Below are 26,625 nucleotides of genomic sequence, written 5' to 3' on the forward strand. Positions count from 1 at the left end.
TCTTTTGCTACCGACTCGGGGCAATGGACATGGGCTTCATACGACGCGCGGAGCGAATCCTGGAGGATCGGCAGCCCTTGCGGCTCGATCACGGGCTGCTCGTCGCCGCCCTCGCGGCCCAGCAGACCGCCAGCGTGGCCGCCCGACCCGGACCCCCGCCGGCCGTCATTCCCGCCGCGGTGGAAGGCGAGGACGATCCCATCATCGAGCTGCTCAATGCGGGGCCGGGATGGCGGCGAGCCGCCTGTCGCCAGCGCGGCTGTTTCAGCCGTGCCGAAGCGGGACGCCGGGTCAATGCCCCGTAAAGCATGCTCACCGCGATTTTTACCTTGGCATTTTAGCCTTCTTTCAACGCTCCCCCGCTACACCAAGCCATGCGGACGGCGGAAATGCCGGAAGCAGCGTACAGTCTTGAGGTAGGAATGATCGAGAATCAGAAAATCCGGCCCGCCCAGGTCATCGGCCCGCTTGGCGAACCGCTGACGATCGACTCGCTGCCGCCGCCCTCGACCACCCGCTGGGTGGTGCGGCGGAAGGCCGAGGTCGTGTCCGCCGTCAATGGCGGCCTGCTGTCGGTGGACGAAGCGTGCGAGCGCTACAGTCTGAGCCTCGAGGAATTCGCCGGCTGGCAGCGCGCGGTCGATCGTTCCGGCATGCCCGGCCTGCGCGTCACCCGCATCCAGCACTACAAGACGCTGTACGAGCGCCAGCAGAAATATTGAGGAACGGCGAGGCGCGCGCGGGCCGGCGCTTGCCGGTTCACGCCGCGCCGATCATCCGCTAGTCTCCTCCCCCTACGGCCGCCGCGCCGCGACAGGGGAAGCCGAATGCTCTGGAACCTGATGATCTGGCTCCTGCTCGGCGGGATCATCGGCTGGATCGCGAGCCTGATCATGCGCACCGATGCCCAGCAGGGCATCCTGCTCAACATCGTCGTCGGGATCATCGGCGCCTTCATCGGCGCTCTCATCTTCTATCGCGGCGACATGCAGCAGCCGGTCAACCTCTCCTCCTTCATCGTCGCCCTGCTCGGGGCGATCCTGTTCCTGGCGCTGGTCAACCTGTTCCGTCGCGGCCAGGTGCGCTGAGCCGAGGCCCCTCGGCGGAACTCATTCCAGCTCGAAACTGACGGTGAGCGTGACGCTCAGTGTCTGCTCGCCCGGATCGATCTGGGTGGAGGCATCCTGGGCGACCATCGCCCGCTCCGCCATCATCGGACGCGGCGGGGGCATGAATCCGCCGGCCTCGCTGACCGCGATCACCCGACTCACCCGCATTCCGAGCGCCCGCGCATAGAGATCGGCGCGCTGCCGGGCGACGGTGAGCGCCTGCGTGCGCGCCTCGTCCAGCGCGGTTTCGGGCCGATCGATCTGCAGCATCGGTCCGTTGATCTGATTGGCACCCTGCGCGACCAGCGCGTCGAGGATGCGGCCGGTCTCGGCGATGTCGCGGAACCGCACCGTCACCTGGTTATGCGCCTGATACCCGACCAGCTCGGGCGGCTGGTTCTCGGCATAACGGTAGGTCGGCTGCAGATTGATCGTGCTCGTCTGGATGTCGCGGTCGGCGATGCCGGCACGGCGGAGCGCAGCGCGCACGGCTTCCATGCGCGCGGCATTCTGGCGAATCGCCTCGGTCGCGGTCTGCGCCTGGGTCATCACCCCGGCGTTGATGAGCGCCAGATCGGGGACCCGGCTGACCTCGCCCTGAGCGACGACGTCGAGACGCGTGCCGCTGATCGGCCGCACCTGCGTCTCCTGGGCGGCGGCGGGAACCGCGGCGGCGGCGAAAGCGGCCAGCGAGGCGGCCATCATGAGCTGTCGGACCATGTTCGACTCCTTTTACTAGGCGAGGGCGAGGCTCGGCGACATCAAGCGGCGTCCGGCTGCACGGTTGCTGAACCGTTCCTCATCGAGGCGCTCAGCGGCGCGCCACCAGCCGATAGAGAAGCAGGATCAGCACCGCTCCGAGGATCGCGGCGAGAAAGCCGGCGCCCTCGCCCGGCGCGTACCAGCCGAGCTGCTGGCCGAGAAAGCCTGCCAGCACGGCGCCGAGAATGCCGATGACCATCGTCACCAGGCAGCCGCCGGGATCGCGTCCTGGCGTCAGCATCTTGGCGATCGCCCCGGCGAGGAGGCCAATGATGATCCAGGTCACCCACCCATAGTCGGCGAGATATTGCGACATCTTCCCGTTCCTCCTTGCCTGGTCGTTCCGGCGCCCCACATTCAGCCTTGGTACAGCCGTAACAACGGTTGTAGAGGCGAGTTCCTCGGACGGACAGGGGCCAAGGCTGGCCGGCCGAAGGGAAGCGGAATCGAGGCCTGGAGGCCGATGTTCGTTTCGGCTTGTTCCAAGTGACCTATTGAGATAATACAGCGGGCCTTGGAACGCGGGCGGCCGCGCTGCTGAGTGGGGACGATGAAAGCGATGAACTTCGAATCGACGAAATGGCGGCGCGACGCGATCGATGAGGTCGTCGTCGATGAGGAGACGCTCGCCCGCCGCCGCCGCCGCCGCAACATCGTCATCGCCCTGGCGGTCCTGGCCGTGCTCGCCATCGCCGCGGTTTTCATGTTCGGAGGCAGCGGCGAGAAGGCGGCCGCCCCGGCCGCCGGCGCCGAGGGCGACCAGCTGCCCGCGGTCACCTTCATCGTGCCCGGCCGCCAGGACGTCACCGCGGTCATCTCCGCGACCGGCACGCTGGCGGCGCGCCGCGACCAGCCGGTCGGCATTGCCGGCGAAGGCGGGCAGGTGGTCCGAGTGCTCGTCGAGCCGGGCCAGTGGGTCAATCGGGGTCAGACCCTCGCCGTCATCGATCGCAGCGTCCAGGCGCAGGAAGCCTCGCAGCTGGCTGCGCAGATCGAGGTCAATCGCGCCGACCTCAGGCTCGCCCAGAACGAGCTCGAGCGCGCGCAGGCCTTGGTCTCGCGCGGTTTCGTCAGCCAGGCCGATCTCGACCGCAAGCGGGCGACGCGCGATGCCGCCGCCGCCCGGGTGCGGGTGGCCGAGGCCCAGCTCGCCGCGACCCGAGCCCGCATCGGCAGGCTGGATGTGCGCGCGCCCATGGCGGGGCTGGTCCTCGAGCGCAACGTCGAGGCCGGCCAGGTCGTCGGCGCGGGATCCGGCGCCCTCTTCCGGCTTGCCGCCGGCGGGGAGATGGAGCTTCGCGCGCGCCTACCGCAGAACGAGCTGGCGCGGCTCAGCGCGGGCCAAGCGGTTTCGGTGACGCCGGTCGGGTCCAGCCGAAGCTACGAGGGCACCATCTGGCAGATCTCGCCGGTCGTCGATCCCACGACGCGGCTCGGCGAGGCACGCATCCTGATCCCGTACAATGCGGAAATCCGGCCGGGCGGCTTCGCTCAGGCCGAGATCCGCGCCGGTTCGGCGAGTGCGCCGCTGCTCCCGGAATCGGCCGTGATGAGCGACACGCGTGGCAGCTTCGTCTATGTCATCGACGCGGAGGGCGAGGTGGTGCGACGCGATGTCCGCATCGGCGAGGTCTCCGATCGCGGAATGGCGATCGCCGAAGGCCTGACCGGCAACGAGCGGGTGGTGCAGTCCGCGGGCGCTTTCCTCAACCCGGGCCAGCGCGTGCGGCCCGAGCTTGCCCGTCCGCAGCGCTAGGCCGAACCCGATGAGCTTCCGCAACATCTCCGCCTGGTCGATCCGGAACCCGGTTCCGTCGCTCGTCCTGTTCCTCTTCCTGACCGCTGCCGGCTTCATCAGCTTCATGCGGATGGACGTGCAGAACGAGCCCGACATCGAATTCCCGATCGTCTGGATCTCGATCTCGCAGCCCGGCGCGGCGCCGACCGAGATCGAGACCCAGATCACCCAGCGCGTCGAGGCCGCGGTCCGCTCGATCACCGGCATCGACGAGATCAACTCGACGGTCAGCGAAGGCAATTCGCAGACGGTCGTCCAGCTCGATCTCGGCACCCCGATCGATCGCGCCGTCAACGACGTGCGCGACGCCATCTCCCAGATACGCGGTGATCTGCCCGAGGGCATTCTCGAGCCTCAGGTCGGTCGCGCTGAGACTGCCGGCGACGACATTGCCAGCTTCGCGGTCGTCTCGACCGACCGAACGCTCGAGCAGCTCAGCTGGTATGTCGACAATACCGTTTCGAAAGAATTGCTTTCGGTGCCCGGGCTTGCCGCGGTCACGCGCACCGGCGGCGTGTCGCGAGAGATCCGCGTCATCCTCGACCCGGCCCGGCTGCAGTCGCTCGGCATCACCGCCAGCCAGGTCAACCAGCAGCTGCGTCAGGTCAACCTCAACGCCGCTGGCGGTCGCGCAGAGATTGCCGGATCCGAGCAGGCACTGCGCATCCTCGGCAACGCCACCACCGCTTTTCAGCTCGGCCAGACCCAGATCGCGATCGGCGGCGGGCGGACGATCAAGCTGGCCGACATCGCCGAGGTGCGCGACCTCTATGCCGAGCAGCGCAGCTACGCGACCCACAATGGGCGTCAGGTGCTCTCCTTCGGTTTCCAGCGCGCGAAGAACGAATCCGACGTTACCGTCTTCCACGGCGCGATGGAAAGGCTGCGGGCACTCGAGGAGCAGAACCCCAACATCCGCTTCGTCGAGCTGTTCAACTCCGTCAAATATACCGAGGCCCAGTATGAGGCGGCGATCGAGGCTCTGCTCGAGGGTGCGTTCCTCGCGGTCGTCGTCGTCTTCCTGTTCCTTCGCGACTGGCGGGCGACCCTGATCTCGGCGATCGCCATTCCCCTGTCGGCGATCCCCACCTTCTGGTTCATGGAGTTGCTCGGCTTCTCTCTGAACAGCATGACGCTGCTCGCGCTCAGCCTCGTCGCGGGCGTGCTCGTCGACGATGCGATCGTCGAGATCGAGAACATCGTCCGGCACATGCGAATGGGCAAGAGCGCCTATCAGGCGTCGATCGACGCGGCCGACGAGATCGGCCTCGCCGTCGTCGGCACGACCTTCTCGATCGTCGCGGTCTTCCTGCCGGTCGGGATGATGCCGGGCGTCGCCGGCCAGTTCTTCAAGAATTTCGGCTTCACGGTCGTGGCCGCGGTGCTCACCAGTCTCGCCGTCGCGCGCCTCATTACGCCGATGTTCGCCGCCTATTTCCTCAAGGCGAAGGGACACGCGACTCACGGCGAGGGCTGGCTGATGGACCGCTACATGTCGGTCCTGTCCTTCACCCTGCGACATCGCTGGGTAACGATCGTGGGTGGCGTCGTGTCGCTCATCCTGACCGTGATGTTCTTCATGATCATGCCGCAGACCTTCCAGCCGGATGTCGACCAGGACCAGACCAGCGTCAGCGTAGAAATGGTTCCGGGCACGACGATGGCGCAGACCGGCGATGTCGTCGAACAGGTGGAGGCGGTGCTGCGCCAGCAGCCTGAGGTGACCAGCGTCTTCTCGCGCGTGCGGGTCGGCAGCGCCACCGTCTCGGCCATGTTCAGCGAGGACCGTGAGCGCTCCAGCCAGGAGCTCGAGCGGGCGGTCGCTCCGGCGCTGAACCGTATCGCCGACGCCCGCGTGTTCTTCCGCAACTTCCAGAACGGTGGCGGACGTGCACTGACATTGACCCTCGGTGGCGATGATCCGGTGCAGCTCAACCGGGTCGCCCAGCAGCTCGTCCAGGAGATGGCGACGATACCCGAGCTGGTCGCGCCCCGCGTCAGCGGCGATCTGCCCCGGCCCGAGATCGTCGTGACGCCGCGTCTCGATATTGCCGCGGATCTCGGGGTGACCACCGCCGCGCTCAGCAATGCCATCCGGATCGCGACCTTGGGAGACATCGACCAGAACAGCGCCCGCTTCTCGCTCTCCGACCGGCAGATTCCGATCCGCGTGTCGATGGACGAGGATTCCCGTCAGCGCCTCTCGACGATCGAGAACCTGCCGGTGGCGACCTCCAGCGGCGGATCCGTGCCGCTCAAGCTGATCGCCGACATAACCTTCGGCGCCGGTCCGAGCGTCATCCAGCGGACCAACCAGACCCGTCGTATCACCATCGGCGCCGACTTTGCGCCGGGAGTGGTGAGCGGCGAGGTCTGGCCGAAGATCCGTCAGCTCCCCGCGATGCAGAACATGCCTCAGGGCGTGCGTGAGCTGATGCTCGGCATGAACCGGTGGCAGCAGGAGATGATCCAGAACTTCATAATCGCCGTCGTATCCGGCGTCTTCCTCGTCTTCGCGGTGCTCATGCTGCTCTACCGCCGCATCCTGCCGCCCTTCGTGAACATGGGTTCCCTGCTGCTCGCGCCGCTCGGAGGTCTTCTGGCGCTCTGGATCGCCGGTCAGCCGATTTCGATCGCCGTCTATATCGGACTGCTGATGCTGATCGGCATCGTCGCCAAGAACTCGATCCTGCTGATCGACTTTGCACTGGAGGAGATGGACAAGGGCGTGCCCAAGCAGGAGGCGATCCTCGACGCGGGCCACAAGCGCGCCCAGCCGATCGTGATGACGACGGTGGCGATGAGTGCGGGCATGGTGCCGACTGCGCTCTCGCTCTCGGGCGATGCCGCCTGGCGTTCGCCGATGGGCATCGTCGTGATCGGCGGCCTTCTCCTGTCGACGGTCCTCACTCTGGTGCTCGTCCCCGGCACGTTCAGCCTCGCTCTCGGCATCGAGGAGCGGCTGGGGCCGAGGCTGCGCCGGTGGTTCACCACCGGCGGTGCCCAGGCACCCTCGCCGACGCCGCACGCAGCCGAGTAACCAAGCCTGCTTTCGACCGGCGGTGGGATTGAACCAACCCCGCCGCCGGTTCATTCATCGGCCATGAGCGACGTCCCACCGCCGGGCCCTGCCACCCCCGTCCAGCGCGGCGCCCGGGGCATGCGGGTGCTCGCCACGGCGATGCTCGCCGGCATGGCGGCCTTGTTCATCGCCGCCACCGGCCTCGTCGAGATCCACCCGGTCTGGGGCTTCGTGCGCGCCTTTGCCGAAGCGGCCATGGTCGGCGGCATCGCCGACTGGTTCGCGGTCACCGCTTTGTTCCGGCATCCGCTCGGCCTGCCGATCCCGCACACCGCGATCATCCCGCGCAACAAGGACCGGATCGGCGAGACGCTCGCCGCCTTCCTGCGCGACAATTTCCTCACCCCCGCGGTCGTCGCCCGGCGGATGCGCACCGTCGACGTCGCGGGCGCGGTCGGGCGCTTCCTCGCCCAGCCGCCCGCCGAGGGGCGCCTGCGCCAGGGCGCGTCGCGCCTGCTTGCCGACATCCTCGAATCGCTCGACGAGGAAGAGCTTGGCGGGATGGTGAGATCGGCCATCGCCGGGCGGATGCGCGCGATGGAGGTCGCCCCCCTGCTCGGCAAGTCGCTCGAAGCGGCGATGACCGAGGATCGGCACGTGCCGATGGTCGATGCGATCGTCACCTGGGCGGGCCGCACCCTCGATGCGAACGAGACGCTGATCCGCGACATGGTCCATCAGCGCGCCGGCTGGATCCTGCGCCTGGCGGGCCTCGACGAGCGGCTCGCGGAGGCGATCATCGACGGCCTCAGGAAGCTCAGCATCGACATGGCGGTGGATCCAGATCATCCGATCCGGGCCAAGGCCGAGGAAGGCCTCGCCCGCCTGGCCTGGAAGCTGCAGAACGATCCGGAGACGCAGGCCAAGGTGGAGACCTGGAAGAACGAGATGATCGCCAATCCGGCGGTCAGCGACTGGCTGGGGGGGCTCTGGGAGAGCAGCCGGGCCGGGCTGCTCAAGGCGGCCCGCGATCCCGACGCCGCCCTCGCCGGCAAATTCGGCGAGGCCTTGCGCCAGCTCGGCGAGACGCTCCAGAAGGAGCCGTCGCTCAAGCAGGCGATCAACCAGTTCGCCCGTCGCGCCGCAGCCGGGATCAGCGCCTCCTACGGCAGCAACATCGTCAAACTGGTCTCGGAGACGGTGCGGGCCTGGGATGCGCGCACCGTCACCGACCGGCTCGAGGCCGCGGTCGGGCGGGACCTCCAATATATCCGGATCAACGGCACCCTCGTCGGCGGTCTCGTCGGCCTCATCATCCACACGGTCGAGGTGCTGGTTTGAGCGAGCGCGACGACGCGCTGCGGGCGATGGCCGCCAATCGGGGCTGCAAGCTGGTCAAGTCGCGCCGGCGCAAGCCGGGCGGGGATTTCGGCTGCTATGGTCTCAAGGACGGCAAGAGCGGAAAGGAAGTGCTCGGCTTCGGCGAGGCCGGCCTCACCGCGACGGCCGAGGAGGTCGAATCCTATCTCCGCGGCGGGCTCAAGGCGAGCTGGAAGCGCTCGCTGATTTCCGCCGTTCCCGACGGCGCCGCGCCGGCGGCCCGCCCCCGCAAGGCGGCGGAGAAGCCTTTGGCCGAAAGGCGACAAGCCCCGTCCGTGGCGGCCTCGCGTTCCCGCCGCACCGAAAAGGCGCCCGATGCGCAGCCGGCCGAAGCGCCCGCGCCCAAGCCGGAGCGGCGCGCGCCGGACCCGAAGCGGCCAGCGCCGCGGCGCCGGCGGGAATCCGCCGCGCCCGAGCCGCCGCGCATCCGCGAGGCGATGCCGCGGGATGCGGCGGCGCTGGCCCGCCTGATCGGCGAGCTCGGCTACGAGGCGACCGAGGCGGAGGTGCGCAAGCGGCTGGCGGAGCTTCGCAAGCGGGGCGAGGCGCCGCTCGTCGCGGATCGTGGCGGCGTCATCGGCTGCCTCACCTGGCATGTCCGGGTCATGCTGCACCGGCCGCGACCGGTCGGCCGAATCAGCATGATGGTCGTTACCGAGGCGGCGCGCGGGGCCGGCGTCGGTGCCCTGCTCGTCGAGGCCGCGGAGGCGAGGTTTCGCGAGCTCGGCTGCGGCCTCGTCGAGGTCACCAGCAACATGAAGCGGATGCGCGCCCACGCCTTCTACGAGCGGCTCGGCTATGAGCGGACAAGCTACCGCTTCGCCAGGACGCTGCAGGACTGACCGCGGGGATGAAGCAGGGGAGGGATCGATGAGAATTGCCCATCTGGCGGCCGCGCTCGCGGCGCTCGCGGCGGTGGAGCCCGCTCAGGCGCAGCCCGCTCCGGCGGCGGTCGCCGCCGAGGAGCCCGTTACCATCATCCATGCCGGGACCCTGCTCGCCGTCCCGGGACAGCCGCCGCGGAGAGCGGCGAGCATCGTCGTTCGAGGCCGTCGCATCGTCGAGATCCGCGACGGCTATGCCGAGCAGCCCGGCGCCCGCATCGTGGACCTGCGCGACGGCTACGTCCTTCCCGGCCTCATCGACATGCACGTCCATCTCGAAGGCCTGGACGACCGTCTCCAGGCGCGCCTCCAGATGCCGTTCCGCGATCATGAGGACGAAGCCTATACGGCGATGGTCAACGCCCGGCGCACCCTGCTCGCCGGCTTCACCACCGTCCGTGACCTCGGCGGCGAGCCGCGTACCATCATGTCGCTGCGCGACGCCGTCGAGCAAGGCCTGTTCGCCGGGCCGACCATCGTCCCCGCCGCGGCGATGATCTCGGTCAGCGGCGGCCATGGCGACGTCAACGGCCTCAATCGCGACCTCGACGCGATCCATGCGCCGCGCGCCACGAACGTCTGCAACGGCGCCGACGACTGCCGCCGCGCGGTCCGCGAGCAGGTCTCGAACGGCGCTGAGGTGATCAAGTTCGCCGCCAGCGGCGGAGTCCTCAGCAACGTCGCCGGCGGCCTCGACCGGCAGATGATGGACGACGAGATGCGCGCGGTCGTCGAGACGGCGCGGAGCTTCGGCCGCCGCGTCGCTGCCCATGCCCACGGTACCGGCGGGATCAACGCCGCGCTCGAGGCCGGGGTCGATTCCATCGAGCATGGCACCTTCGCCGACGACCGCAGCTTCGAACTGTTCCGCCGAACCCGCGCTTATTACGTGCCGACCCTGCTCGCGCCGGTGGCGGCGCTGGCCGACGCCGAGCGGGGCGCGCTGACGCCGGCGCAACGCGTCAAAGCGCGCGAGGCGGCGGCGGCGGTCGAGGGAAACTTCGCGCGCGCGGTCCGGGAGGGCGTCAACATCGCCTTCGGCACCGACAGCGGCGTCAGCCGCCACGGCGAAAACGGACGGGAGTTCGCGCTCATGGTCCGCGGCGGCATGTCACCGGCCGCGGCGATCCAGGCGGCGACGGTGAACGCCGCGACGCTGCTCGGCCGGGCCGAGACGATCGGCACGATCGAGGCTGGCAAGGATGCCGACATCATCGCCGTCGCCGGCGATCCGACCGCGGACGTGCGCCTGCTCGAGAATGTCGGCTTCGTCATGCGCCGCGGCCGGATCCACAAAATGGGCGGCGAGCGCCAACTGACCGAGGTGGATTAGGGCGGCGTGATCACCTTGCCCCAACCCCGCTCATCCTGAGTAGCTGGTGAGCTTGTCGAACCGGCGTAGCGAAGGACGCAATAGGCTCAGTCCCTACGCAGGATGAGCGGGCCGGTGTTTGACCCGATCCAGTTGAGGATGACTTAGGCCGGAAGCGGCTCAGCCGTCGCTGACGCGCTCGATCTCGGCGCCGACCGCCTGCAATTTCTCCTCGAGCCGCTCGTAGCCGCGGTCGAGATGATAGACTCGGTGGACCTGGGTCTCGCCCTCGGCGGCGAGACCGGCCAGGATCAGGCTCATCGATGCGCGCAGGTCGGTCGCCATGACCGGCGCGCCGATCAGCTTGTCGACGCCGCGCACCACCGCCGATCGGCCCCGCACCTCGATATCCGCGCCCATCCGGCTGAGCTCGGGCACGTGCATGTAGCGATTCTCGAAGATCGTCTCGGTGAGCAGGCTCGTCCCGTCGGCGAGGCTGAGCATCGCCATGAACTGCGCCTGCATGTCGGTCGGAAAGGCGGGGAAGGGCGCAGTCGAGATGGAGAGCGGCTTGATCGCGCCGTTCGCGCTGACCCGGATGCCGCGGTCGCCATCCTCGATCGTCGCGCCGGCATCCTCGAGACCGGACAGGATCGACGGCATGGTCTCGCGCCTGGCGCCGACCAGCTCGAGCGATCCGCCGGTGATCATCGCGGCGCAGGCATAGCTTCCCGCCTCGATCCGGTCGGGCATGACGGCATAAGTGGCGCCGTGCAGCCGCTCGACGCCCTCGATGGTGAGCGTGTCGGTCCTGAGGCCGGTGATCCGCGCGCCCATCGCATTGAGGCATAGCGCGAGATCGGTGATCTCGGGTTCACGGGCGGCATTCTCGATGACGCTCGTGCCGGAGGCGAGCACCGCCGCCATCAGCGCATTCTCGGTCGCGCCGACCGAGACGGTGGGGAAGCGGATCGTGCCGCCGGTGAGGCCGCCCTTCGGCGCTACCGCCCGCACATAGCCGGCGGCAAGCTCGATCTCGGCGCCGAGCGCCTGCAGCGCCTTCAGGTGAAGGTCGATCGGGCGGTTGCCGATCGCGCAGCCGCCGGGGAGCGAGACGGTCGCCTCGCCGGCGCGCGCGAGCAGCGGGCCCAGCACCAGGATGGAAGCGCGCATCTTGCGGACGATGTCGTAGGGCGCCACGGTCGAGACGATGGTCGAGGCGCGCAGGGTCATCACCCGGCCGAACTCGCCCTTGCGGGCGCCCTCGACCATGGTCGACACGCCGAGCTGGTTGAGCAGGTGGCCGAAGCCGTCGACGTCCGCGAGCCGGGGCAGGTTTCGCAGGGTCAGCGGCTCGTCGGTCAGCAGCGCGCAGGGCATCAGGGTGAGCGCCGCATTCTTGGCGCCCGAGATCGGGATGCGCCCCTGCAGGCGCTTGCCGCCCGTGATGATGATCCGGTCCATCGACGAGGCTATTAAGCGATATGTTCCCCGGCGCAAGGCGCTGGCACGGCGACGGGAAATGGTCGTCAAACGCGTCGTCTTGATCTTGATCAGGGCGGGGCGTCGCAAACAGTTCTAGTGTCGCCCGTCGAGCAAAAGATCGCGTGGGGTCTGGTCGTCGCGGCGGTAAGGGGAACCGTCATGGCGAAACGGGTCCCGAGTGTACCGGGGGAGTAATCGTTGGGGGGATCCTGTCTAGCTGAACGTCTCAGCCATTACGTCACCTTGTCTTCCGGCGAGCGCGCCGCGCTCGACCGCCTCGAGGAGCAGGACCGGGCCTACCGCCGCGGCGCCGTCGTCATCAGCGAGAGCGGCGCTCCGCGCGACCTGTTCGTGGTCCGCAAGGGCTGGCTGCACAGCAGCGTCGTCCTCGGCAATGGCAGCCGTCAGATCATGCGCTTCCATTTCCAGGGCGATCTCATCGGCCTGCCGCTGCTGGCCTTCCCGGACCCGCCGGAGACGGTGACCGCGGTGACCGACGCGACCTTGTGCCCGTTCAGCCGCGAGCGGCTGGCCGCGCTGATGACCGAGCATCCCCGGCTGGCGGCGCTGATCCTCGCTCTCACCGTCGCCGAGCGCGTGTCGCTCGCCGACAGGCTCGCCTCGATCGGCCGCACTTCGGCGCGGGCGCGGGTATCGTCGTTGATCTGCGAGATCCATAGCCGGCTTCGCATCCTCGGGCTGGCGGCAGACGGCGCGGTGCAGCTGCCGCTCACCCAGGAGGATATCGGCGACGCCACCGGCCTGACCGCGGTCCACGTCAACCGGATGATGCGCGGTCTCGTCGAGGACGGCCTGATCGATCGCAACGGCAGCCACTTGCGGGTGCTTGACGAAGGCCGGCTCTGTGCCGAGGCGAGCTTCATCGATCGCACGCCGGTCGAGACCGGATGGCTGCCGCCGCCAAGATAAAGCCGGGCGCCCGCAATGCTTCGGCGGGCCGGCAAGAGGCGCGTTCAGGTTAGGGCGATTTGCGGTCGGACGTTATCGTCCGAGGACTCGAAACTCGCGGCCATCCGAAAACCTGGAGCGGCCGTCCCGATGCTATCGGAACGCAGCCTGCTAGGCCTTCTCCAGCGTGCACTGGAGCGGATGCTGGTTCTGCCGGGCGAAGTCGATCACCTGCGCCACTTTCGTCTCGGCCACTTCATAGGGGAATATCCCGCACACCCCGACACCGCGCTGGTGGACGTGGAGCATGACCCGCGTCGCATCCTCGATCCCCATCTTGAAGAAGCGCTGCAGGACGTGGACGACGAACTCCATCGGCGTGTAGTCGTCGTTCAGCATCAGCACCTTGTAGGGCGAGGGCGTCTTCGTCCGGGTGCGAGTCTTGGTGGCGAGGCCAAGGCCGGTGCCCTGGTCGTCGTTCCTGTCTTTATCCGAGGCTGTGATCACGCGTTCCGACATGTCCATAACAACGAGATAAATATGGCAAGGTGCCGGCCCGGGGCAAGGGGGCGGATCGGGATCGGCGCCCAAGCGGGACATTCCGCCGGACGGCCTGCGTCAATAAAAAGGGCGGCCGCTCCCGAAGGAGGGCCGCCCTTTTCCACGGTCGGCGGTTCGACCCTCGAAAGCTTACGCAGCGAGGGACTTCACGCGCTCGGCCGCGACGTTGTAGCGGTTGGTGATCGGCTCGGCGACCTCGCCGGCGAGCTTCAGCACCGTCTCGCTGAGACGGGCGCTCTCGGCGACCGCGCTGTCGAAGGCGGCGCGGGCGAAATCGCTCTGCAGCTTGAAGAAGTCGGTCGGCGACTTCACCTCGGCGAAGCTCTTGAACGCGCTGGAGGCTTCCTCGAAGCTCTTGCGGCTATATTCGGCCGCATCCTGGCTCAGCGCCTCGACGCCCTTGGCGGCGACCTTCGACGACGCGACGAGCGCCTCGACATTGCCGCGTGTGATGTCGGCGAATTCTTCGACCATCTTGGCCGAACGCTCGACAGCCGCCTTGGCGCGCTCGTTGACGTCGCCGAAGACGGTCTTCATCTGGTCGGCGGTGTAGAGGCCGGCTTCGACCCCGTTCCTGGTTTGCTTGGTCATGGTCTCAACTCCTTGGATGCTGGGGACGCCGGCGCGGACCGGCGCAATCTTCCTCTTCCTCGCCGGCTTGGGCGCCGGCTTCGCCTTGGCGGCGCGGAGCGGCTTGCTCGCCGGCGCGGTCGCCTGGATACGCTTGGAAGCGGCCGCCTTGCGGGCAGGGCGCTTCGCCTTGACGACGGTCCGGGCCGCCTCGACCGGGGCCGCGACCGGCTCCTGGGTCGGAACGGCCGTCGCCGCCGCTTCGGTCGCCGCTTCGGTCTCGCCGGTTTCGGTCGCCTGGGTCTCGTCGGCCATCACGTCATCCTATACAATGTTGCAGTGCAGCAAATAGGTGACGCAATCGATGGTTTCAAGTGAAAATTGTGCACCGCAGCATGGGACCGTTCACAGGCGGGTTCAGCGCGTCCTGACGTAGCTGCCCGGAGCATCCTCGATCGCGGCCAGCTTGCCCTTGCCGGGAATGCGCGCCCCCTTCGCTGCCACCATCCGGTCGGAATGGGCCCGGATCCAGCCGATCCAGTCCGGCCACCAGCTGCCCTTGTGCTCGGTCGCTCCGGCGATGAAGCGGTCGAGCGTGTCGACCTTCTCTTCGTTGGTCCAGTATTGATATTTCTGGGCCTCGGGCGGGTTGACCACACCGGCAATGTGACCCGAGCCGGCGAGCACGAACCGCACCGGCCCCTGGAAATGGCGGGTGATCTTCCACACGCTCTGCGGTGGCGCGATATGGTCCTCCCGCCCCGACTGGACGTAAGTCGGCACCGTCACCCGGCGAAGGTCGATCGGCGTATCGTCGATGACGATCGCACCCGGCTGGACCAGCTTGTTCTCGCGGTAGAGCTGGTGGAGATAGGACTGGTGCCACCCGGCCGGGAGATTGGTCGTGTCGGAATTCCAGTGGAGCAGGTCGAACTGGGGATAGTCCTCGCCCATCAGATAGTGGTTGGTGACATAGTTCCAGATGAGGTCGCGGCCGCGCAGCAGGTTGAAGGTGGCGGCCATGTAGCGGCCGTCGAGATAGCCCTTCTCGGCCGAGAGCTGCCGGATCAGCTCCATCTGCTCGTCGCCGAGAAAGAAGCTGAGATCGCCCGCCTCGCTGAAGTCGACCTGGGCGGTGAAGAAGGTCGCGGAGGCGATCTTGTCCGCCTCGCCGCGTGCGGCCATCAGCGCCAGGGTGGCGGCCAGCGCGGTGCCGGCGACGCAATAGCCAATAGCGTGCACTCGATCGACGCCCAGTGCCTCGCGCACCGTGTCGATCGCCTCGCGCTGCGCCTGCGCATAGTCGCCGAGCGCGACGTCCTTCAGGCCCTCGTCGGCCGATTTCCAGGAGACGACGAACACCGTCAGCCCCTGCTCGACTGCCCAGCGGATGAAGCTCTTCTTGGGGTTGAGGTCGAGAATGTAGAAGCGGTTGATCCAGGGCGGGAAGATGAGCAGCGGAATCTCGAGCACCTTTTCGGTGGTCGGTCCGTACTGGATGAGCTGGTAGAGCCGGGTCTGCTTGATCACCTTGCCAGGCGTGGTCGCGATGTTGACGCCGACCTCGTAGGCGCCGGGCTCGACATGGGTGAGCTGTCCCTTGCCGAGATCCTGGAGCATGTGCTCGAGGCCCTTGAGAAGGCTCTCGCCGCGGGTCTCGATCGCTCGCTCGATCACCTGCGGGTTGGTGAGGGCGAAGTTGGACGGCGACATGGCGTCGACGAAGGCGCGGGTGATGAAGCGCAGCTTGCCGCGGCTCTTCTCGTCCAGGCCCTCGATGGCATCGACCGATGCCATCATCCGGTCCGAGACGAGGATGTAGGTCTGGCGAAGCATGTCGAACAAGGGATGCTCGCGCCATTCGCGCGCGGCGAAGCGCTTGTCGCGGTCCGCTTTCTCCTCGAGATCCGCCCGGCCGCCATGGCCGCCGAGCGCCCGCTGCCAGATCGAAAGCCCCTCGGTCCACAAATCGACCTGGGCCTGGGCGACCTTGGCGGGATCGGCGAACCAGGACGAGGCAGGCCAGGCGCTCGCGAAGGACGTCGGATCCGGCGCCCTGGCCGCAGCCTCGCCCCATCGGCCGGCAAGATGCTCCATCATCAGCTGCTGCGCCCGGCCCATCACCCAGGTCCAGTGCTGGAGCTCCTCCAGCGACGGGACGGGCGTCTCCACCTCTCCGCTCGACGGCGCCGCGCCCGTATCCGTCTCGGCCATCCTGGTCCTCCTTGCTGTCCGGAGCCTAGTCAACGCCCGGCCGACGTGGAAGGGCCGGGCTTGGTCATTCCGCGCCATCGCGCTACCGGAGCGGCGATGCGACAGGCAACGACCATGATCGAGGTCGCCACCGATCGGCAGGGGCTGATCGACGTGACGGACCGCGTGCGCCGCTGGACGGCGGACCAGAGCATCGCCGAAGGGCTGCTCACCCTGTTCTGCCGCCACACGTCCGCTTCCCTGCTCATCCAGGAGAATGCCGCGCCCGCCGCGCGCGCCGATCTCGAGGCCTATTTCGCCCGGATCGCGCCCGAGGATCCGCAGGCTTATGCCCATGACGAGGAAGGGCCGGACGACATGCCCGCCCATCTGCGGGCCGCGCTCACCCAGGTTCAGCTGTCGATCCCGGTGATCGCGGGCGCGCTGGCGCTCGGCACCTGGCAGGGACTCTATCTTTTCGAACATCGCCGGCGCCCGCACCGGCGCAGCCTCGCCCTCCACCTGATCGGCGACTGAGAGGCGGAGATGACGCTCGAATCCGCCCGCTCTTGGCTGGCCGCGCACGCGCCCGATCTACCGATCCTCGAGGTCGCGGAAAGCACCGCCACCGTCGCCGATGCGGCGCTCGCGCTCGGCGTCGAGCCGGGCCGGATCGCCAAGACCCTGGCCGTGCGGGTGAATGGCGAGAGCTTCCTCGTCGTCGCCCGGGGTGATGCCCGGCTCGACAATGGCAAGACGAAGGCCGAGTTCGGAGGCCGGCCGAGGATGCTCGGGCCGGACGAGACGCTCGCTTTGACCGGGCATCCGGTCGGAGGAGTCTGCCCGTTCGGTCTGGCGACACCGCTCCTGGTCTATTGCGACGTCTCGCTCCAGGCGTACGACATCGTCTATCCCGCCGCGGGATCGCTCAACAGCTCGGTCGAGGTCGGCGTCGATCGGCTCGCCGGCCTCGTGTCGACGCGGTGGGTGAACGTCTGCCGGGTGCCGGAGCCAAGCGAACCGGCCGGCTGAGCGGTCGCTACAGGTTGAGCGCGCTCCGGATGACCCGCCAGTCGACCAGCTTGAAATTCTGCGCGCCCTCGTTGCGGTCGTCCTGCACGACGACGAGCCCTTCCGGATAATCGCCGATGGGGCCGCCGAGCGCGTCGAGGCCGTCGGTCCCGCTCACCGCATCCACGCCCTCGCCGGCGCCGACGCGGAAACGGCCCCGATAGGCCGGCTCGACCCCGTCCACCTGCCAGACGGCAAAGGCGCTGTCGCCCTGGCTGGAGACGATGAGATAGGTGGCGCCGCGATCGCGGATCAGGGTGACGCCCTCGACATCGGCGACGAGGCGGCCGCTTTCGTCCACGCCCTGCACCAGCGTCCGCTCCGCGGCCGCCGCAGGATCGAGCCGATAGCGCCAGACGCCGCCCATCTCCTCGCCGACATAGAGCATGGCGCTCTCGTCGTCGGCGACGCATCCTTCCGATTGCGAGCCGATCGCGAAACGCCGGACCTCGGTCCCCGTCGGGCCGTCCGGTCCGGCCTGGATCCGATACTGGCGCACCTCGCCATCCTTGCCGATCAGCACGGCATGCGGGCTGCCGCCCGCGATGGCGAGGCAGAAGCCGTAGGGCTCGGTGACGTCCGATCGGATGAACCCCCAGGGCCGCACGGCGTTCGCGGCCGTCCCGTCCGAGGGATCGAACAGATAGAGCGCCACGCCCATCCGCCCCCGGTCGCTCGCGCCGATCAGCACCTGCGGCCGCCCGTCGACGATCACGTCCGCGCGCAGATCGACATTGTTGAGCAGTCCGTCGGCGAGGAACTGGAGCTGCCGTCCCGCGAGGTCGTAGACATAAAGGCCGGCCTTCTTGTCGGTCCCGGCGATGAAGCCGGCGATACGCTGCCCGGACAGCATCGCGCTGCCGCCGGCGGGCGCCGCCCAGATCGCGGGATCGTCCGCCGCGTCCGCATTGGCCGTGCCGACCGCCTCCGTCTCCGCCGCGGCCGGCACCGTCACGGCTGGTGCCCCCGCGGGGACGGTCGCGCAGCCGGCCAGCGCGCCCGCCAGCATCGCCGTCACCAAAGCGAAATGAATCCGACCCGTTCGCGTCATGCTTCCCCCCTAGAGGCCGTTCGTCCGCGGCCGGCGCTAGCCCGCCCGTGGGTCATTTCCGTGACGATTTCACCATGGGGGGATTGCGATGCGATTGAAGTCCTGGCTGCTGGTTGGCGGCGCATTGTCGGCGGCGACTCCGGCCGCGGCGGTCGACGGAGCGGCGGACCTGGCCTCCGGGGCCGAGCCGATCGCCCGCCCGACCGACGACCCCGACCAGGCGCGGGAGATCATCGTCACCGGCAATCTCTCCTTCCGCAACCGGACCGAGGACGTGAATCCGGTCCTCTCCTACGACCTCGAATATTTCCAGCGCTTCGAGCCGGTCTCGGTCGGCGAGATGCTGAAGCGCGTCCCCGGCGTCACCTTCACCTCCGACGTGCTCGAATATGACGGCGCGCAGATGCGCGGGCTTCCGCCCGGCTTCACCAACATCCTCATCAACGGCCGTCGCGCACCGGGCGGGGAAGCGGATCGCAGCTTCTTCGTCGACCGCATCCCCGCCGAGCTGGTCGAGCGGATCGAGCTCGTCCGCGCGCCCCGTGCCGACCAGCCCAGCGACGGCGTCGCCGGGACGCTCAACATCATCACCAAGGAAAGCGCGACCTTCGACGGCGGCTTCCTGCGATTGGGCGGCCTTCTCAACCAGGATGGCGGCGTCCGCCCGTCCGCGGCGGCCGCTTATGCCGGCGAGATCGGCGCCACCCGCTTCTGGGCCGCGGTCAATTATCAGGAGCGCCGCAATCCGAAGGAGAAGACCAGTTATCGCTTCTCCGACGAGGTGCCGATCGATGCCGACGAGACCTCCCCCGACTTCGATAATCTGGAGCTGCAGGAGGATACGCGTGACGGCACCGACCTGTCGGGCAATTTCGAGCTGACCGCGCCGGTCGGCGCCGGCCGGATCCGCTGGTCCGGCCTGTTCGTCGATACCGACCGTGACGAGGACGAGACCTCGATCACGTTCGAGGGCGCCGATCTCGAACTCGACGGGATCGAGATCCAGCGCGAGCGGATCAGCCAGCAGACCTACGGCCTGACCTTCGACGGCGAGTTCCCGATCGGCCCCGGCGAGCTCGGCCTCGCCGCCGGCTGGTCCGGCTTTCGCGAGGATACCGATGTCGAGATCGACGAAGGCGACGACCTCGCCGGAGCCGAGCTGGTCGCGCTTGAGACGCTCGACATCGAGGATGACGAATATACCGGCACGCTGAGCTACGCCTTCGGCGCCGATCCTTGGCGGCTCAAGCTCGGCATCGATTTGCTGCGCAAGACCCGCGACGGCGCCAATCGGATCTTCGAGGTGGACGGCGACGAGATCGAGGAAGAGACGGCGCCCGGCGCCATCTTCACCATCCGGGAGACGCGCTACGATCCCTATGCCCGGCTGACGCTGGAGCCGGCCGACGGGCTCACCGTCGATGCCGGCCTGCGCTACGAGATCACCCGCCGGCGCACGGTCAGCGACGAGGGGCGCGCCGACTTCGAGCAGGAATCGCTCAATCCGTCTGTGCATCTGCGCTACGCTCCCGATGCGGTGAACCAGTTGCGCCTGTCGCTCGCTCGGACGGTGCGGCGGCCGGATTACGACCTCATCTCCCCCTATCGGCAGGAGGAGGAGCCCGGCGACGAGGACGAGCTGATCGGCAATCCGGGGCTGCGCAACCAGCGCGCCTGGGGCGTCGATCTCGGCTATGAGCGTCGCATCGGCCGCAGCGGCATCGTCGGGGTCAATCTCTTCTACCGTGACATAGACGATCTCATCGAGCTCGTCGCAACGGGCGAGGACCCGCTGAACGGCGAGCCCGGCAATGTCTACCAGGCGCGAAACATCGGCGAAGGCCGCCTCTGGGGTGTCGAGATCGACCTGTCGACGCCGCTCGATTTTCTCGGCCTTCCCGACACCGGCTTCTTCGCCAACTACACCTGGCTGGACAGCGAGACGACCGATCCTTTCACCGGCGAGGAACGTCGTTTCAACAATCAGCCGCACCATCTCTACAATGTCGGCTTCATCCAGACGGTCCGTCCCTGGGAGATGAGCTTCGGCGCCTCGCTCTCGGGGCGCAGCCGTGCGGTCGAGAGCAATTTCGACGAGACGGTCGAGCTTCGCTACACGCCCGATCTCGAGGCCTTCGTCGAGCGGCGCTTCGGCCGCAACGTCGTCCTGCGCCTGTCGGCCCAGAACCTCCTCAACCGCACCAAGCGCGAGGTCTTCCGCAAATATGACGGCGACTCGTTCGAGGAGATCCTCGACAATCGTGCCGCCGGCGACCTCGACGAGTTCGAGCTCGAGCGAGAGCGCTCCGGGCGCCTGTTCCAGGCCACCTTGCGGGTCGCGTTCTGAGCCTTGGCGTCCTGAACTGAATCGCGCCGCGCTTTTGCGCCGCGTCAATTCGCGACGCCGCCGCCGTCCCTAGCGCCGCGGTCGGCAGCCGGTCGGCGCCGAGGGGGCGGCGACCGGACTGGACTCGCGCCACGCCTTGGATCAGTCTCCTCGGCGGCAGAACCGATCGGGGGGATGGGTCATGCATGTCTTCAAGGATCCGTCGGGCGCGACTCGGATGGCGCTCATCTTCGTGTGGGCCAATATGGCGGCGCAAGGACTCGTGACCGCCCTGTCGCTCTACCTCTACCGCGTCCAGGACACCATCGCGCCCGAGACGCTCGTGGCGGTCGGCTTCGCGCAATTGACGTGCGGCCTCGTGACGATCGCGGCCATCGTGTTCGTCGCCATCTGGATCTATCGGGTCAGCGCCAATGCCCATGCGATCAGCGAAGAGATGACGATCTCGCCGGGCTGGGCGGTCGGCTGGTACTTCATTCCCATCGCCAACCTGTTCAAGCCGTTCCAGGCGATGAAGGAAACCTGGCTCGCCAGTCATTTCCGCGGCAATTGGCATGGCGAACCGGCTCCGGCGCTGCTCGGCTGGTGGTGGGCCTTGTGGGTGTCGACGTCGCTCCTCTCCAACATCTCGATGCGCATCACGTTCGAGGATCCGGATGCTCTCGCCCCGCCGGCGGTGGTCATTCTGGACGTCGTCATCGCGATCCTGACGGTGCCGCTGACGATCGTCCTGGTCAGCATCATGCAGCGGCTCGCCGCGGCGCAGCTCTACGCCCGGCACGACGAAACCTTCGCCTGATCGCGGGAAAGACGGCCGGCGAAACAAGGACATGGACAAGAAGGGCGCGGGAACATAAGGCGAACTCATGTCCCGCCTCGACACCCGCCAGAAGCTCGCCATCCTCGCCGACGCCGCCAAATACGACGCCTCCTGCGCCTCGTCCGGGGCGAAGCGGAGGGACAGCCTCGGCGGGAAAGGCATCGGCTCGACCGAGGGGATGGGGATCTGCCATGCCTATGCGCCGGACGGGCGCTGCATCTCGCTCCTGAAGATCCTGCTGACCAACAGCTGCATCTTCGATTGCCATTATTGCATCAACCGCCGCAGCTCCAACGTCCGCCGCGCCCGCTTCACCACCGCCGAGATCGTCGACCTCACCCTCGCTTTCTATCGCCGCAACTATATCGAGGGCCTCTTCCTTTCCTCGGGAATCATCCGCTCGTCCGACTACACCATGGAGCAGATCGTCGAGGTGGCGCGAAGCCTGCGCGAGGATCACGACTTTCGCGGCTATATCCACCTCAAGACCATTCCCGACGCAGATCCGGAGCTGATCCGCCGTGCCGGCCTCTATGCCGACCGGCTCTCGATCAACGTCGAACTGCCGACGGCCGAAGGGCTGAAGCGCCTGGCGCCGGAGAAGGACGTCCGGCGCATCGAAGGGTCGATGGAGACGCTCAAGGGCGCGATCGACGAAGGGAAGGACGCGAAGAGCCGGTTCCGTTCCGCCCCGGCCTTCGCGCCGGCCGGCCAATCGACCCAGATGATCGTCGGCGCCGACGGTGCCAATGACGGTGCCATCATCGCGCGTGCCGATACGCTCTACCGCACTTTTCGCCTGCGCCGGGTCTATTATTCGGCCTTCTCGCCGATTCCCGACGCCAGCGCCGTGCTGCCGCTGCGGCGGCCGCCTTTGATGCGCGAGCACCGCCTCTATCAGGCGGACTGGATGCTGCGCCATTACGGCTACCGCGTCGACGAGCTCGCCGCCTCGACCGACGCCGCCGGCAACCTTCCGCTCGACGTGGATCCCAAGCTGGCCTGGGCGCTCGCCCACCGCGCGCTCTTCCCGCTCGACGTGAACCGCGCCGATCGCGAGCAGCTGCTGCGGGTGCCCGGGCTCGGCGTCCGCGCCGTCGACCGACTTCTCGCCGCCCGCCGTCAGCGGCGGCTGCGCCTCGAGGATGTCGCCCGCCTCACCGTCTCGATCGCGAAGGTGCGCCCGTTCCTGATCGCCGCCGATTGGCGGCCGACCGTTCTTGCCGACGCCATTGACCCCCGCACCCGCCCCGCCGCAGAAGCGAGGCAGCTGGAGCTGTTCGCCGCCTGATCGCGGGAAGGGAAGAATGCGCGTCGTCAGCCTCGCCGAAGAGGACGATTTCGAAGGCTGGCGCGACGCCGCGCGCGCGCTCGCCGGCGCGCGGGCCCCGGCGACCGACATCAGCTGGCGGGTCGGCGAATCCGTCGTCGGCCTGTTCGATGCGGCGTCATCCCAGCCGTTGCCGCCGGCCGCGACCTTTACCGTGCCGCGTGCCTTCATCTCGCTCGCCGAAAGCGTGATCTGCCACAGCGATCCCGAGCGATTCGCCTTGCTCTACGCCATGCTGCTGCGGCTGCGCGACCGCCCGGCGGCGCTCGACGATGCCGCCGATCCGCTCGTCCAGCGCCTCGAGCGGCTGGCCAAGGCGGTGCGCCGCGACATCCACAAGATGCACGCCTTCCTGCGCTTCCGCGAAGTCGCGACGCCGGAGGGGCCGCGCTACGTCGCCTGGTTCGAGCCCGACCACCACATCGTGCGCGCCGTCGCCGGCTTCTTCGTCCGGCGCTTCGCCGGCATGCGCTGGTCGATCCTCACGCCCGAGCTCAGCCTCCATTGGGATGGTGAGATCCTCGCCGAGGGGCCGGGCGCGGCACGCGGCGATGCCCCGTCGGAGGACCCGACCGAAGAGGCGTGGTCGACTTATTATTCCGCCATCTTCAACCCGGCCCGCCTCAGCGTCGGCGCGATGCTCAAGGAGATGCCGAAGAAATATTGGAAAAACCTGCCCGAGACGGCGTTGGTGAGCGGGATGATCAAGGAGGCGCGGGGCCGCGAGGCGGCGATGGTCGCGGCCTCGGCCGGCACGGATGGGAAGATGGCGCGAGCGAAAGCGGATCTCGGCGACACCGAACGCGAAGGCCTCGCCGCCGCCGATGCGGCCGAGCGGCGGCTCGAGCCCGGCGGCAACGCGCTCGCCGCCTGGGAGGCTCTCCTCGCCGAGGCGAAGGTCTGCACCCGCTGCCACCTCTACAAGCACGCCACCCAGACGGTGTTCGGGGAGGGACCGCTCGACGCCCGAATCATGTTCATCGGCGAGCAGCCGGGCGACCAGGAGGATCTGGCCGGTCGGCCGTTCGTCGGGCCAGCCGGCCAACTGTTCGACCGGGCGCTCGTCGAAGCCGGCGTCGACCGCGCGCGCACCTACGTCACCAATGCCGTCAAGCATTTCAAGTTCGAGCCGCGCGGCAAGCGGCGCATCCATCAGAAGCCGGACGGCCGCGAGATCGAAGCCTGCCGCTGGTGGATCGAGCAGGAACGGATGCTGATCCGCCCGCCGGTGATCGTCGCGCTCGGCGCCACCGCCGGCCGTTCCCTGTTCGGCCGCGCGGTGACGATCTCGCGCATGCGAGGCGAGCCGCACGTGCTTCCCGACGGCGAGGCGGGCGAAGCCTGGGTGACCGTCCACCCCTCCTTCCTGCTGCGCGTCCCCGACGCGGACCGCAAGCGCGAGGAATATCGCCGCTTCGTCGACGATCTCCACAGGATCGGCGAGCGGGCGCGCGCACTGGCATGATCCTTCACCGGGAGAATGAGCGATGAGGAAATTGGGTTGGCCGCTCGCGGCCGCACTGGCGCTGGGCCTTGCCGGCTGCGGATCGGGCGGCGGCGACGGCGCGGGAGCCAAGGCGACGGCGAACGAGTCCGCGGATGAGTCGGCCGTCGGCGAATCGGCGCAGGCCGGTCAGGCCGCCGCGCCCGCGGGATTCGAGGGCTGCCCCTTCCAGGCCACGACGGACTGGATCGGCTCGTGGGAGTTCGGTCACGTCCGGGTGAACGGCCGCGTCGACCTGCAGATGGCAGGCTTCCGACCCGCCCTCACCGAGCGCTCCGACAGCGGCGGCGGCACGCTCCGGCTCGATCTCGCTCTCGTGCCCGAGCCCAATGCCGCGGTCAGCGATGCGGTGCGCCACGAGCGGACGGGCACGCCGCTCTATCGCCGCGCCGAGATCTGGTGCGGCGGCGAGCGCATCGAGAGCTTCGACATGGTGGTGGTGGAATAGGCGACCGCCCTCATGCGCCCCTCATCCGGCTCGCCTCGCTCATCCGGGCGTGGAGCGCCTCGATCGTGTCGCGCAGCCGGTCCAGCAGCCCCGCATATCGTTCGGCGAGGTCGGCGGGTTTGTCCCTTCGGCCGCCGCCGAGCGCGCCTGCCTCCCATTGAAGGTGGGCGAGGCAGGTCGTCAGCAGCGCCGACGCCTCCTCGACCTCGTCGGAAATCTCGGCCGGGAACAGGAAGCGCAGCTTCTCGATCGCCGCCAGCGCCGTGGCCAAGGCGGCGCGATCGGGCGTTCCGCCCTGCGCCCATCGATGCCGCAGCGCATCGATCGGCGCGATCGCCTCCTGTCGCCGTTCGAACAAGGCGTGCCGCTCGGCGCTCGCCTCGACGCCGGCGATCCGCGCCTCCAGCGCCTCCAGCGCCTCCAGCGCCGAAGATGCGTCCACTCGCGCCTGCCGCTCGGCCATCACGATCCTCGCCAGCGCCGCCAGAGCGACCAGCAAGAGCGCCTGCCCCGCGAGCAGGACGCCGGTCCAAATATCCACGAATGCCCCCAGAGATTCTTGCCCGCCGCCTCTGCTAGGGGACAACAAATCGCGTGCAATCAGGTATTTGCGACTGTCCCGGAACCGGACAAGGAATCCTCCGTTGGCCCCGGGTGCGCCGCAACTGCCTCATTCTTGCCGCCGGCCTGTACGTCGCCGCCTGCGCCCCCGAGGCAGCGCTCGACAATCGTGCCGAGCCGGAACCGTCCGCCCCGGTGCCCGCGGAAGCGCCGGCCCCGGCCCCGCTCGACCCGCCCGCGCCGGGCGAGCCGGGAGGACTGCCGGACGACCGCACGCCGCTTGCGGAAGGACCGATCGCTCCGGAAAGCGCGCAGGGCGCCGGGCAGGTTTTGCAGAGCTATTTCGCCCTCATCGAGCAGGGCCGTTATGGCGAGGCCTGGCGCCTCTGGGGCGAGGATGGCCGCGCGAGCGGGATGAGCGAGGCCGATTTCGCCGCCAGCTTCGGCCGCTACCGCGAATATCATGCTCAGATCGGCGCGCCGGGCCGGATCGAGGGCGCGGCCGGGTCGCTCTACGTCGAGATCCCGGTCCAGGCTTATGGTCGCCTGGCGAACGGAGCGCCGTTCAATCTGCTCGGCCCGATTCGGCTTCGCCGGGTCAACGACGTGCCGGGCTCGACCGAGGCCCAGCGCCGCTGGCACATCGTCGAAAGCGGGCTGAGGCCGCGGCCCTAGCGGGCGTGCTTCCACCCGCCGAGCAAGCGGCGAATCCGAATCCTGTTCACGCGAAGTCGCGAAGACGCGCAGGGAAAGCGGCTTTCGTCGGGTCCTGGTGAAGCCACGACTTCTCTATCTCCAGTAGGAAGAGGAAGCGTGCGGCGTCCTCAAGAATGGCTCGGACTTCTCGTCCGCCATCTTCGCGCCTTCGCGTGCAACGATGCAGCCCACGTCACCGGCACCGCGCCAGAGGGAATTCCATCCCTCAATCCTCGCAGGCGCGCTCCATTTCCTGCTCGTGGCGCGCAGGCGGCTCGGCGGTGCCCGGCACGCCATAGCGCGTCGTCACCTCGAAGCCGCGCATCAAGGTGCGGTGGACGGGGCATTTGTCGGCGATCTCGAGCAGCCTCGCGCTCTGCTCCTCGGGAAGCGGCGCGTCGAAGGCGATGCGGCGGTCGAAGCGGTCGCGGTCGGGGCCGGCGCCTTCGGTGCCGGCCAGATGGTGGCCGACCTCGACCGTGAAGGTCGGCAGGGTCCAGCCCTTGCGCTGGGCATAGAGACGAAGCGTCATCGACGTGCAGGCAGCGAGGGCCGCGGAGAGCAGTTCGAACGGTGTCGGCCCTTCCCCGCCGCCGCCGACCTCGATCGGCTCGTCGGCGACGATACGGGCGCCGCGCACCGCGATCTCGGTGCGGAACTTGCCCCAGCCGGCCGGTCGCGCCGTCACGCTGCTGCTATCGTCCATTCTTTCCCCCCTGTCCTGACGGCGGCAGGCTATCACGGGAAGCGGCGGCGGCTCAACGCGAGGCGGCCGCGACGGACGAGCGGGCGCCGGAAAAAGAGACGGGCGC

At 68.5% G+C, this 26,625-nt stretch carries 26 protein-coding genes; 17 read left to right on the top strand and 9 right to left on the bottom strand.

The annotated features are described in order from the left end of the window. Positions 1-29 precede the first annotated feature (29 nt). The 3 genes from DDE10_RS15310 (at position 30) to DDE10_RS15320 (ending at position 1,088) form a co-directional block, all read left to right on the top strand. On the top strand, positions 30-305 hold the full coding sequence (locus tag DDE10_RS15310; RefSeq protein WP_162806649.1) for a hypothetical protein: 276 nt from the start codon (positions 30-32) through the stop codon (positions 303-305). Between the two features lie 117 nt (positions 306-422). Then, positions 423-722: a CtrA inhibitor SciP gene (gene sciP, locus DDE10_RS15315; protein ID WP_114953647.1), complete on the top strand. Its 300-nt coding sequence runs from the start codon at positions 423-425 to the stop codon at positions 720-722. A gap of 105 nt (positions 723-827) precedes the next feature. Then, positions 828-1,088, top strand: a complete 261-nt coding sequence (locus DDE10_RS15320; RefSeq protein ID WP_114953648.1) for a GlsB/YeaQ/YmgE family stress response membrane protein — start codon at positions 828-830, stop codon at positions 1,086-1,088. 21 nt (positions 1,089-1,109) lie between these two features. Here the strand turns inward: DDE10_RS15320 and DDE10_RS15325 are convergent, their stop codons facing one another. Next, a complete protein-coding gene (locus DDE10_RS15325; protein ID WP_114953649.1) occupies positions 1,110-1,829 on the bottom strand; it encodes an SIMPL domain-containing protein in 720 nt (239 codons plus the stop codon). A gap of 91 nt (positions 1,830-1,920) precedes the next feature. Next, complete coding sequence (locus tag DDE10_RS15330; protein ID WP_114953650.1) at positions 1,921-2,187, bottom strand: GlsB/YeaQ/YmgE family stress response membrane protein; 267 nt, start codon at positions 2,185-2,187, stop codon at positions 1,921-1,923. A 243-nt stretch (positions 2,188-2,430) separates the two neighbouring features. On the opposite strand from DDE10_RS15330, the gene DDE10_RS15335 reads away from it, so the two are divergent. The 5 genes from DDE10_RS15335 (at position 2,431) to DDE10_RS15355 (ending at position 10,288) form a co-directional block, all read left to right on the top strand. Then, positions 2,431-3,627 (top strand): efflux RND transporter periplasmic adaptor subunit, encoded by a 1,197-nt coding sequence (locus DDE10_RS15335; RefSeq protein ID WP_114953651.1) that lies wholly within the window; start codon positions 2,431-2,433, stop codon positions 3,625-3,627. A gap of 10 nt (positions 3,628-3,637) precedes the next feature. Then, on the top strand, positions 3,638-6,709 hold the full coding sequence (locus DDE10_RS15340; protein ID WP_114953652.1) for an efflux RND transporter permease subunit: 3,072 nt from the start codon (positions 3,638-3,640) through the stop codon (positions 6,707-6,709). A 63-nt stretch (positions 6,710-6,772) separates the two neighbouring features. Continuing rightward, the gene (locus DDE10_RS15345) at positions 6,773-8,032 is read left to right on the top strand and encodes a DUF445 domain-containing protein (RefSeq protein WP_284734688.1); all 1,260 of its coding nucleotides are present in this window, start codon (positions 6,773-6,775) and stop codon (positions 8,030-8,032) included. Then, entirely contained in the window at positions 8,029-8,913 is an 885-nt protein-coding gene (locus DDE10_RS15350) for a GNAT family N-acetyltransferase (protein ID WP_114953654.1), read from the top strand. The genes DDE10_RS15345 and DDE10_RS15350 overlap by 4 nt, the downstream gene beginning before the upstream one ends. A 28-nt stretch (positions 8,914-8,941) precedes the next feature. Then, positions 8,942-10,288 carry a metal-dependent hydrolase family protein gene (locus tag DDE10_RS15355; RefSeq protein ID WP_114953655.1) on the top strand — a complete coding sequence of 449 codons (1,347 nt, stop codon included), beginning with the start codon at positions 8,942-8,944 and terminating at the stop codon, positions 10,286-10,288. Between the two features lie 159 nt (positions 10,289-10,447). Here the strand turns inward: DDE10_RS15355 and murA are convergent, their stop codons facing one another. Next, positions 10,448-11,731, bottom strand: a complete 1,284-nt coding sequence (gene murA, locus DDE10_RS15360; protein WP_114953656.1) for a UDP-N-acetylglucosamine 1-carboxyvinyltransferase — start codon at positions 11,729-11,731, stop codon at positions 10,448-10,450. A gap of 219 nt (positions 11,732-11,950) precedes the next feature. Here murA and DDE10_RS15365 point away from each other — a divergent pair, with 219 nt between their 5' ends. Beyond that, the gene (locus DDE10_RS15365; RefSeq protein ID WP_114953657.1) at positions 11,951-12,682 is read left to right on the top strand and encodes a Crp/Fnr family transcriptional regulator; all 732 of its coding nucleotides are present in this window, start codon (positions 11,951-11,953) and stop codon (positions 12,680-12,682) included. Positions 12,683-12,832: 150 nt separating this feature from the next. On the opposite strand, the gene clpS is transcribed toward DDE10_RS15365, so the two are convergent. From clpS to DDE10_RS15380, 3 genes are all read right to left on the bottom strand, one after another. Beyond that, a complete protein-coding gene (gene clpS, locus DDE10_RS15370) occupies positions 12,833-13,168 on the bottom strand; it encodes an ATP-dependent Clp protease adapter ClpS (protein WP_432653735.1) in 336 nt (111 codons plus the stop codon). Positions 13,169-13,351: 183 nt separating this feature from the next. After that, positions 13,352-14,107 carry a phasin family protein gene (locus DDE10_RS15375; RefSeq protein ID WP_114953658.1) on the bottom strand — a complete coding sequence of 252 codons (756 nt, stop codon included), beginning with the start codon at positions 14,105-14,107 and terminating at the stop codon, positions 13,352-13,354. 102 nt (positions 14,108-14,209) lie between these two features. Beyond that, positions 14,210-16,006 carry a PHA/PHB synthase family protein gene (locus DDE10_RS15380; RefSeq protein ID WP_114953659.1) on the bottom strand — a complete coding sequence of 599 codons (1,797 nt, stop codon included), beginning with the start codon at positions 16,004-16,006 and terminating at the stop codon, positions 14,210-14,212. A gap of 96 nt (positions 16,007-16,102) precedes the next feature. Between DDE10_RS15380 and DDE10_RS15385 the strand changes: the two genes are divergently transcribed. Then, a complete protein-coding gene (locus tag DDE10_RS15385; protein ID WP_114953660.1) occupies positions 16,103-16,522 on the top strand; it encodes a secondary thiamine-phosphate synthase enzyme YjbQ in 420 nt (139 codons plus the stop codon). Between the two features lie 9 nt (positions 16,523-16,531). Next, entirely contained in the window at positions 16,532-17,017 is a 486-nt protein-coding gene (locus tag DDE10_RS15390; RefSeq protein WP_114953661.1) for a YbaK/EbsC family protein, read from the top strand. Positions 17,018-17,024: 7 nt separating this feature from the next. Here DDE10_RS15390 and DDE10_RS15395 read toward each other — a convergent pair whose 3' ends face one another. Next, positions 17,025-18,107: a phytase gene (locus tag DDE10_RS15395; RefSeq protein WP_114953662.1), complete on the bottom strand. Its 1,083-nt coding sequence runs from the start codon at positions 18,105-18,107 to the stop codon at positions 17,025-17,027. 88 nt (positions 18,108-18,195) lie between these two features. Between DDE10_RS15395 and DDE10_RS15400 the strand changes: the two genes are divergently transcribed. The 5 genes from DDE10_RS15400 to DDE10_RS15420 all read left to right on the top strand — a co-directional run bounded on the left by DDE10_RS15400 (position 18,196) and on the right by DDE10_RS15420 (position 24,556). Further along, the gene (locus DDE10_RS15400) at positions 18,196-20,454 is read left to right on the top strand and encodes a TonB-dependent receptor plug domain-containing protein (RefSeq protein ID WP_114953663.1); all 2,259 of its coding nucleotides are present in this window, start codon (positions 18,196-18,198) and stop codon (positions 20,452-20,454) included. Between the two features lie 181 nt (positions 20,455-20,635). Beyond that, positions 20,636-21,253, top strand: coding sequence for a DUF4328 domain-containing protein (locus DDE10_RS15405; RefSeq protein WP_114953664.1), 618 nt, complete (start codon positions 20,636-20,638; stop codon positions 21,251-21,253). A gap of 67 nt (positions 21,254-21,320) precedes the next feature. Next, positions 21,321-22,565 (top strand): putative DNA modification/repair radical SAM protein, encoded by a 1,245-nt coding sequence (locus DDE10_RS15410; protein ID WP_114953665.1) that lies wholly within the window; start codon positions 21,321-21,323, stop codon positions 22,563-22,565. A 16-nt stretch (positions 22,566-22,581) separates the two neighbouring features. Beyond that, positions 22,582-24,069 (top strand): UdgX family uracil-DNA binding protein, encoded by a 1,488-nt coding sequence (locus DDE10_RS15415; protein ID WP_114953666.1) that lies wholly within the window; start codon positions 22,582-22,584, stop codon positions 24,067-24,069. Between the two features lie 22 nt (positions 24,070-24,091). Beyond that, on the top strand, positions 24,092-24,556 hold the full coding sequence (locus DDE10_RS15420) for a hypothetical protein (RefSeq protein WP_162806650.1): 465 nt from the start codon (positions 24,092-24,094) through the stop codon (positions 24,554-24,556). A 10-nt stretch (positions 24,557-24,566) separates the two neighbouring features. On the opposite strand, the gene DDE10_RS15425 is transcribed toward DDE10_RS15420, so the two are convergent. Continuing rightward, entirely contained in the window at positions 24,567-25,097 is a 531-nt protein-coding gene (locus DDE10_RS15425) for a hypothetical protein (RefSeq protein ID WP_114953668.1), read from the bottom strand. Between the two features lie 113 nt (positions 25,098-25,210). On the opposite strand from DDE10_RS15425, the gene DDE10_RS15430 reads away from it, so the two are divergent. Then, positions 25,211-25,792 (top strand): hypothetical protein, encoded by a 582-nt coding sequence (locus DDE10_RS15430; protein ID WP_114953669.1) that lies wholly within the window; start codon positions 25,211-25,213, stop codon positions 25,790-25,792. 247 nt (positions 25,793-26,039) lie between these two features. Here DDE10_RS15430 and DDE10_RS15435 read toward each other — a convergent pair whose 3' ends face one another. Further along, positions 26,040-26,519 (bottom strand): OsmC family protein, encoded by a 480-nt coding sequence (locus tag DDE10_RS15435; protein ID WP_114953670.1) that lies wholly within the window; start codon positions 26,517-26,519, stop codon positions 26,040-26,042. Positions 26,520-26,625: the final 106 nt, after the last annotated feature.

The sequence above is a fragment of the Sphingosinicella terrae genome (assembly GCF_003347635.1).
Taxonomy (GTDB): Bacteria; Pseudomonadota; Alphaproteobacteria; order Sphingomonadales; family Sphingomonadaceae; genus Allosphingosinicella; species Allosphingosinicella terrae.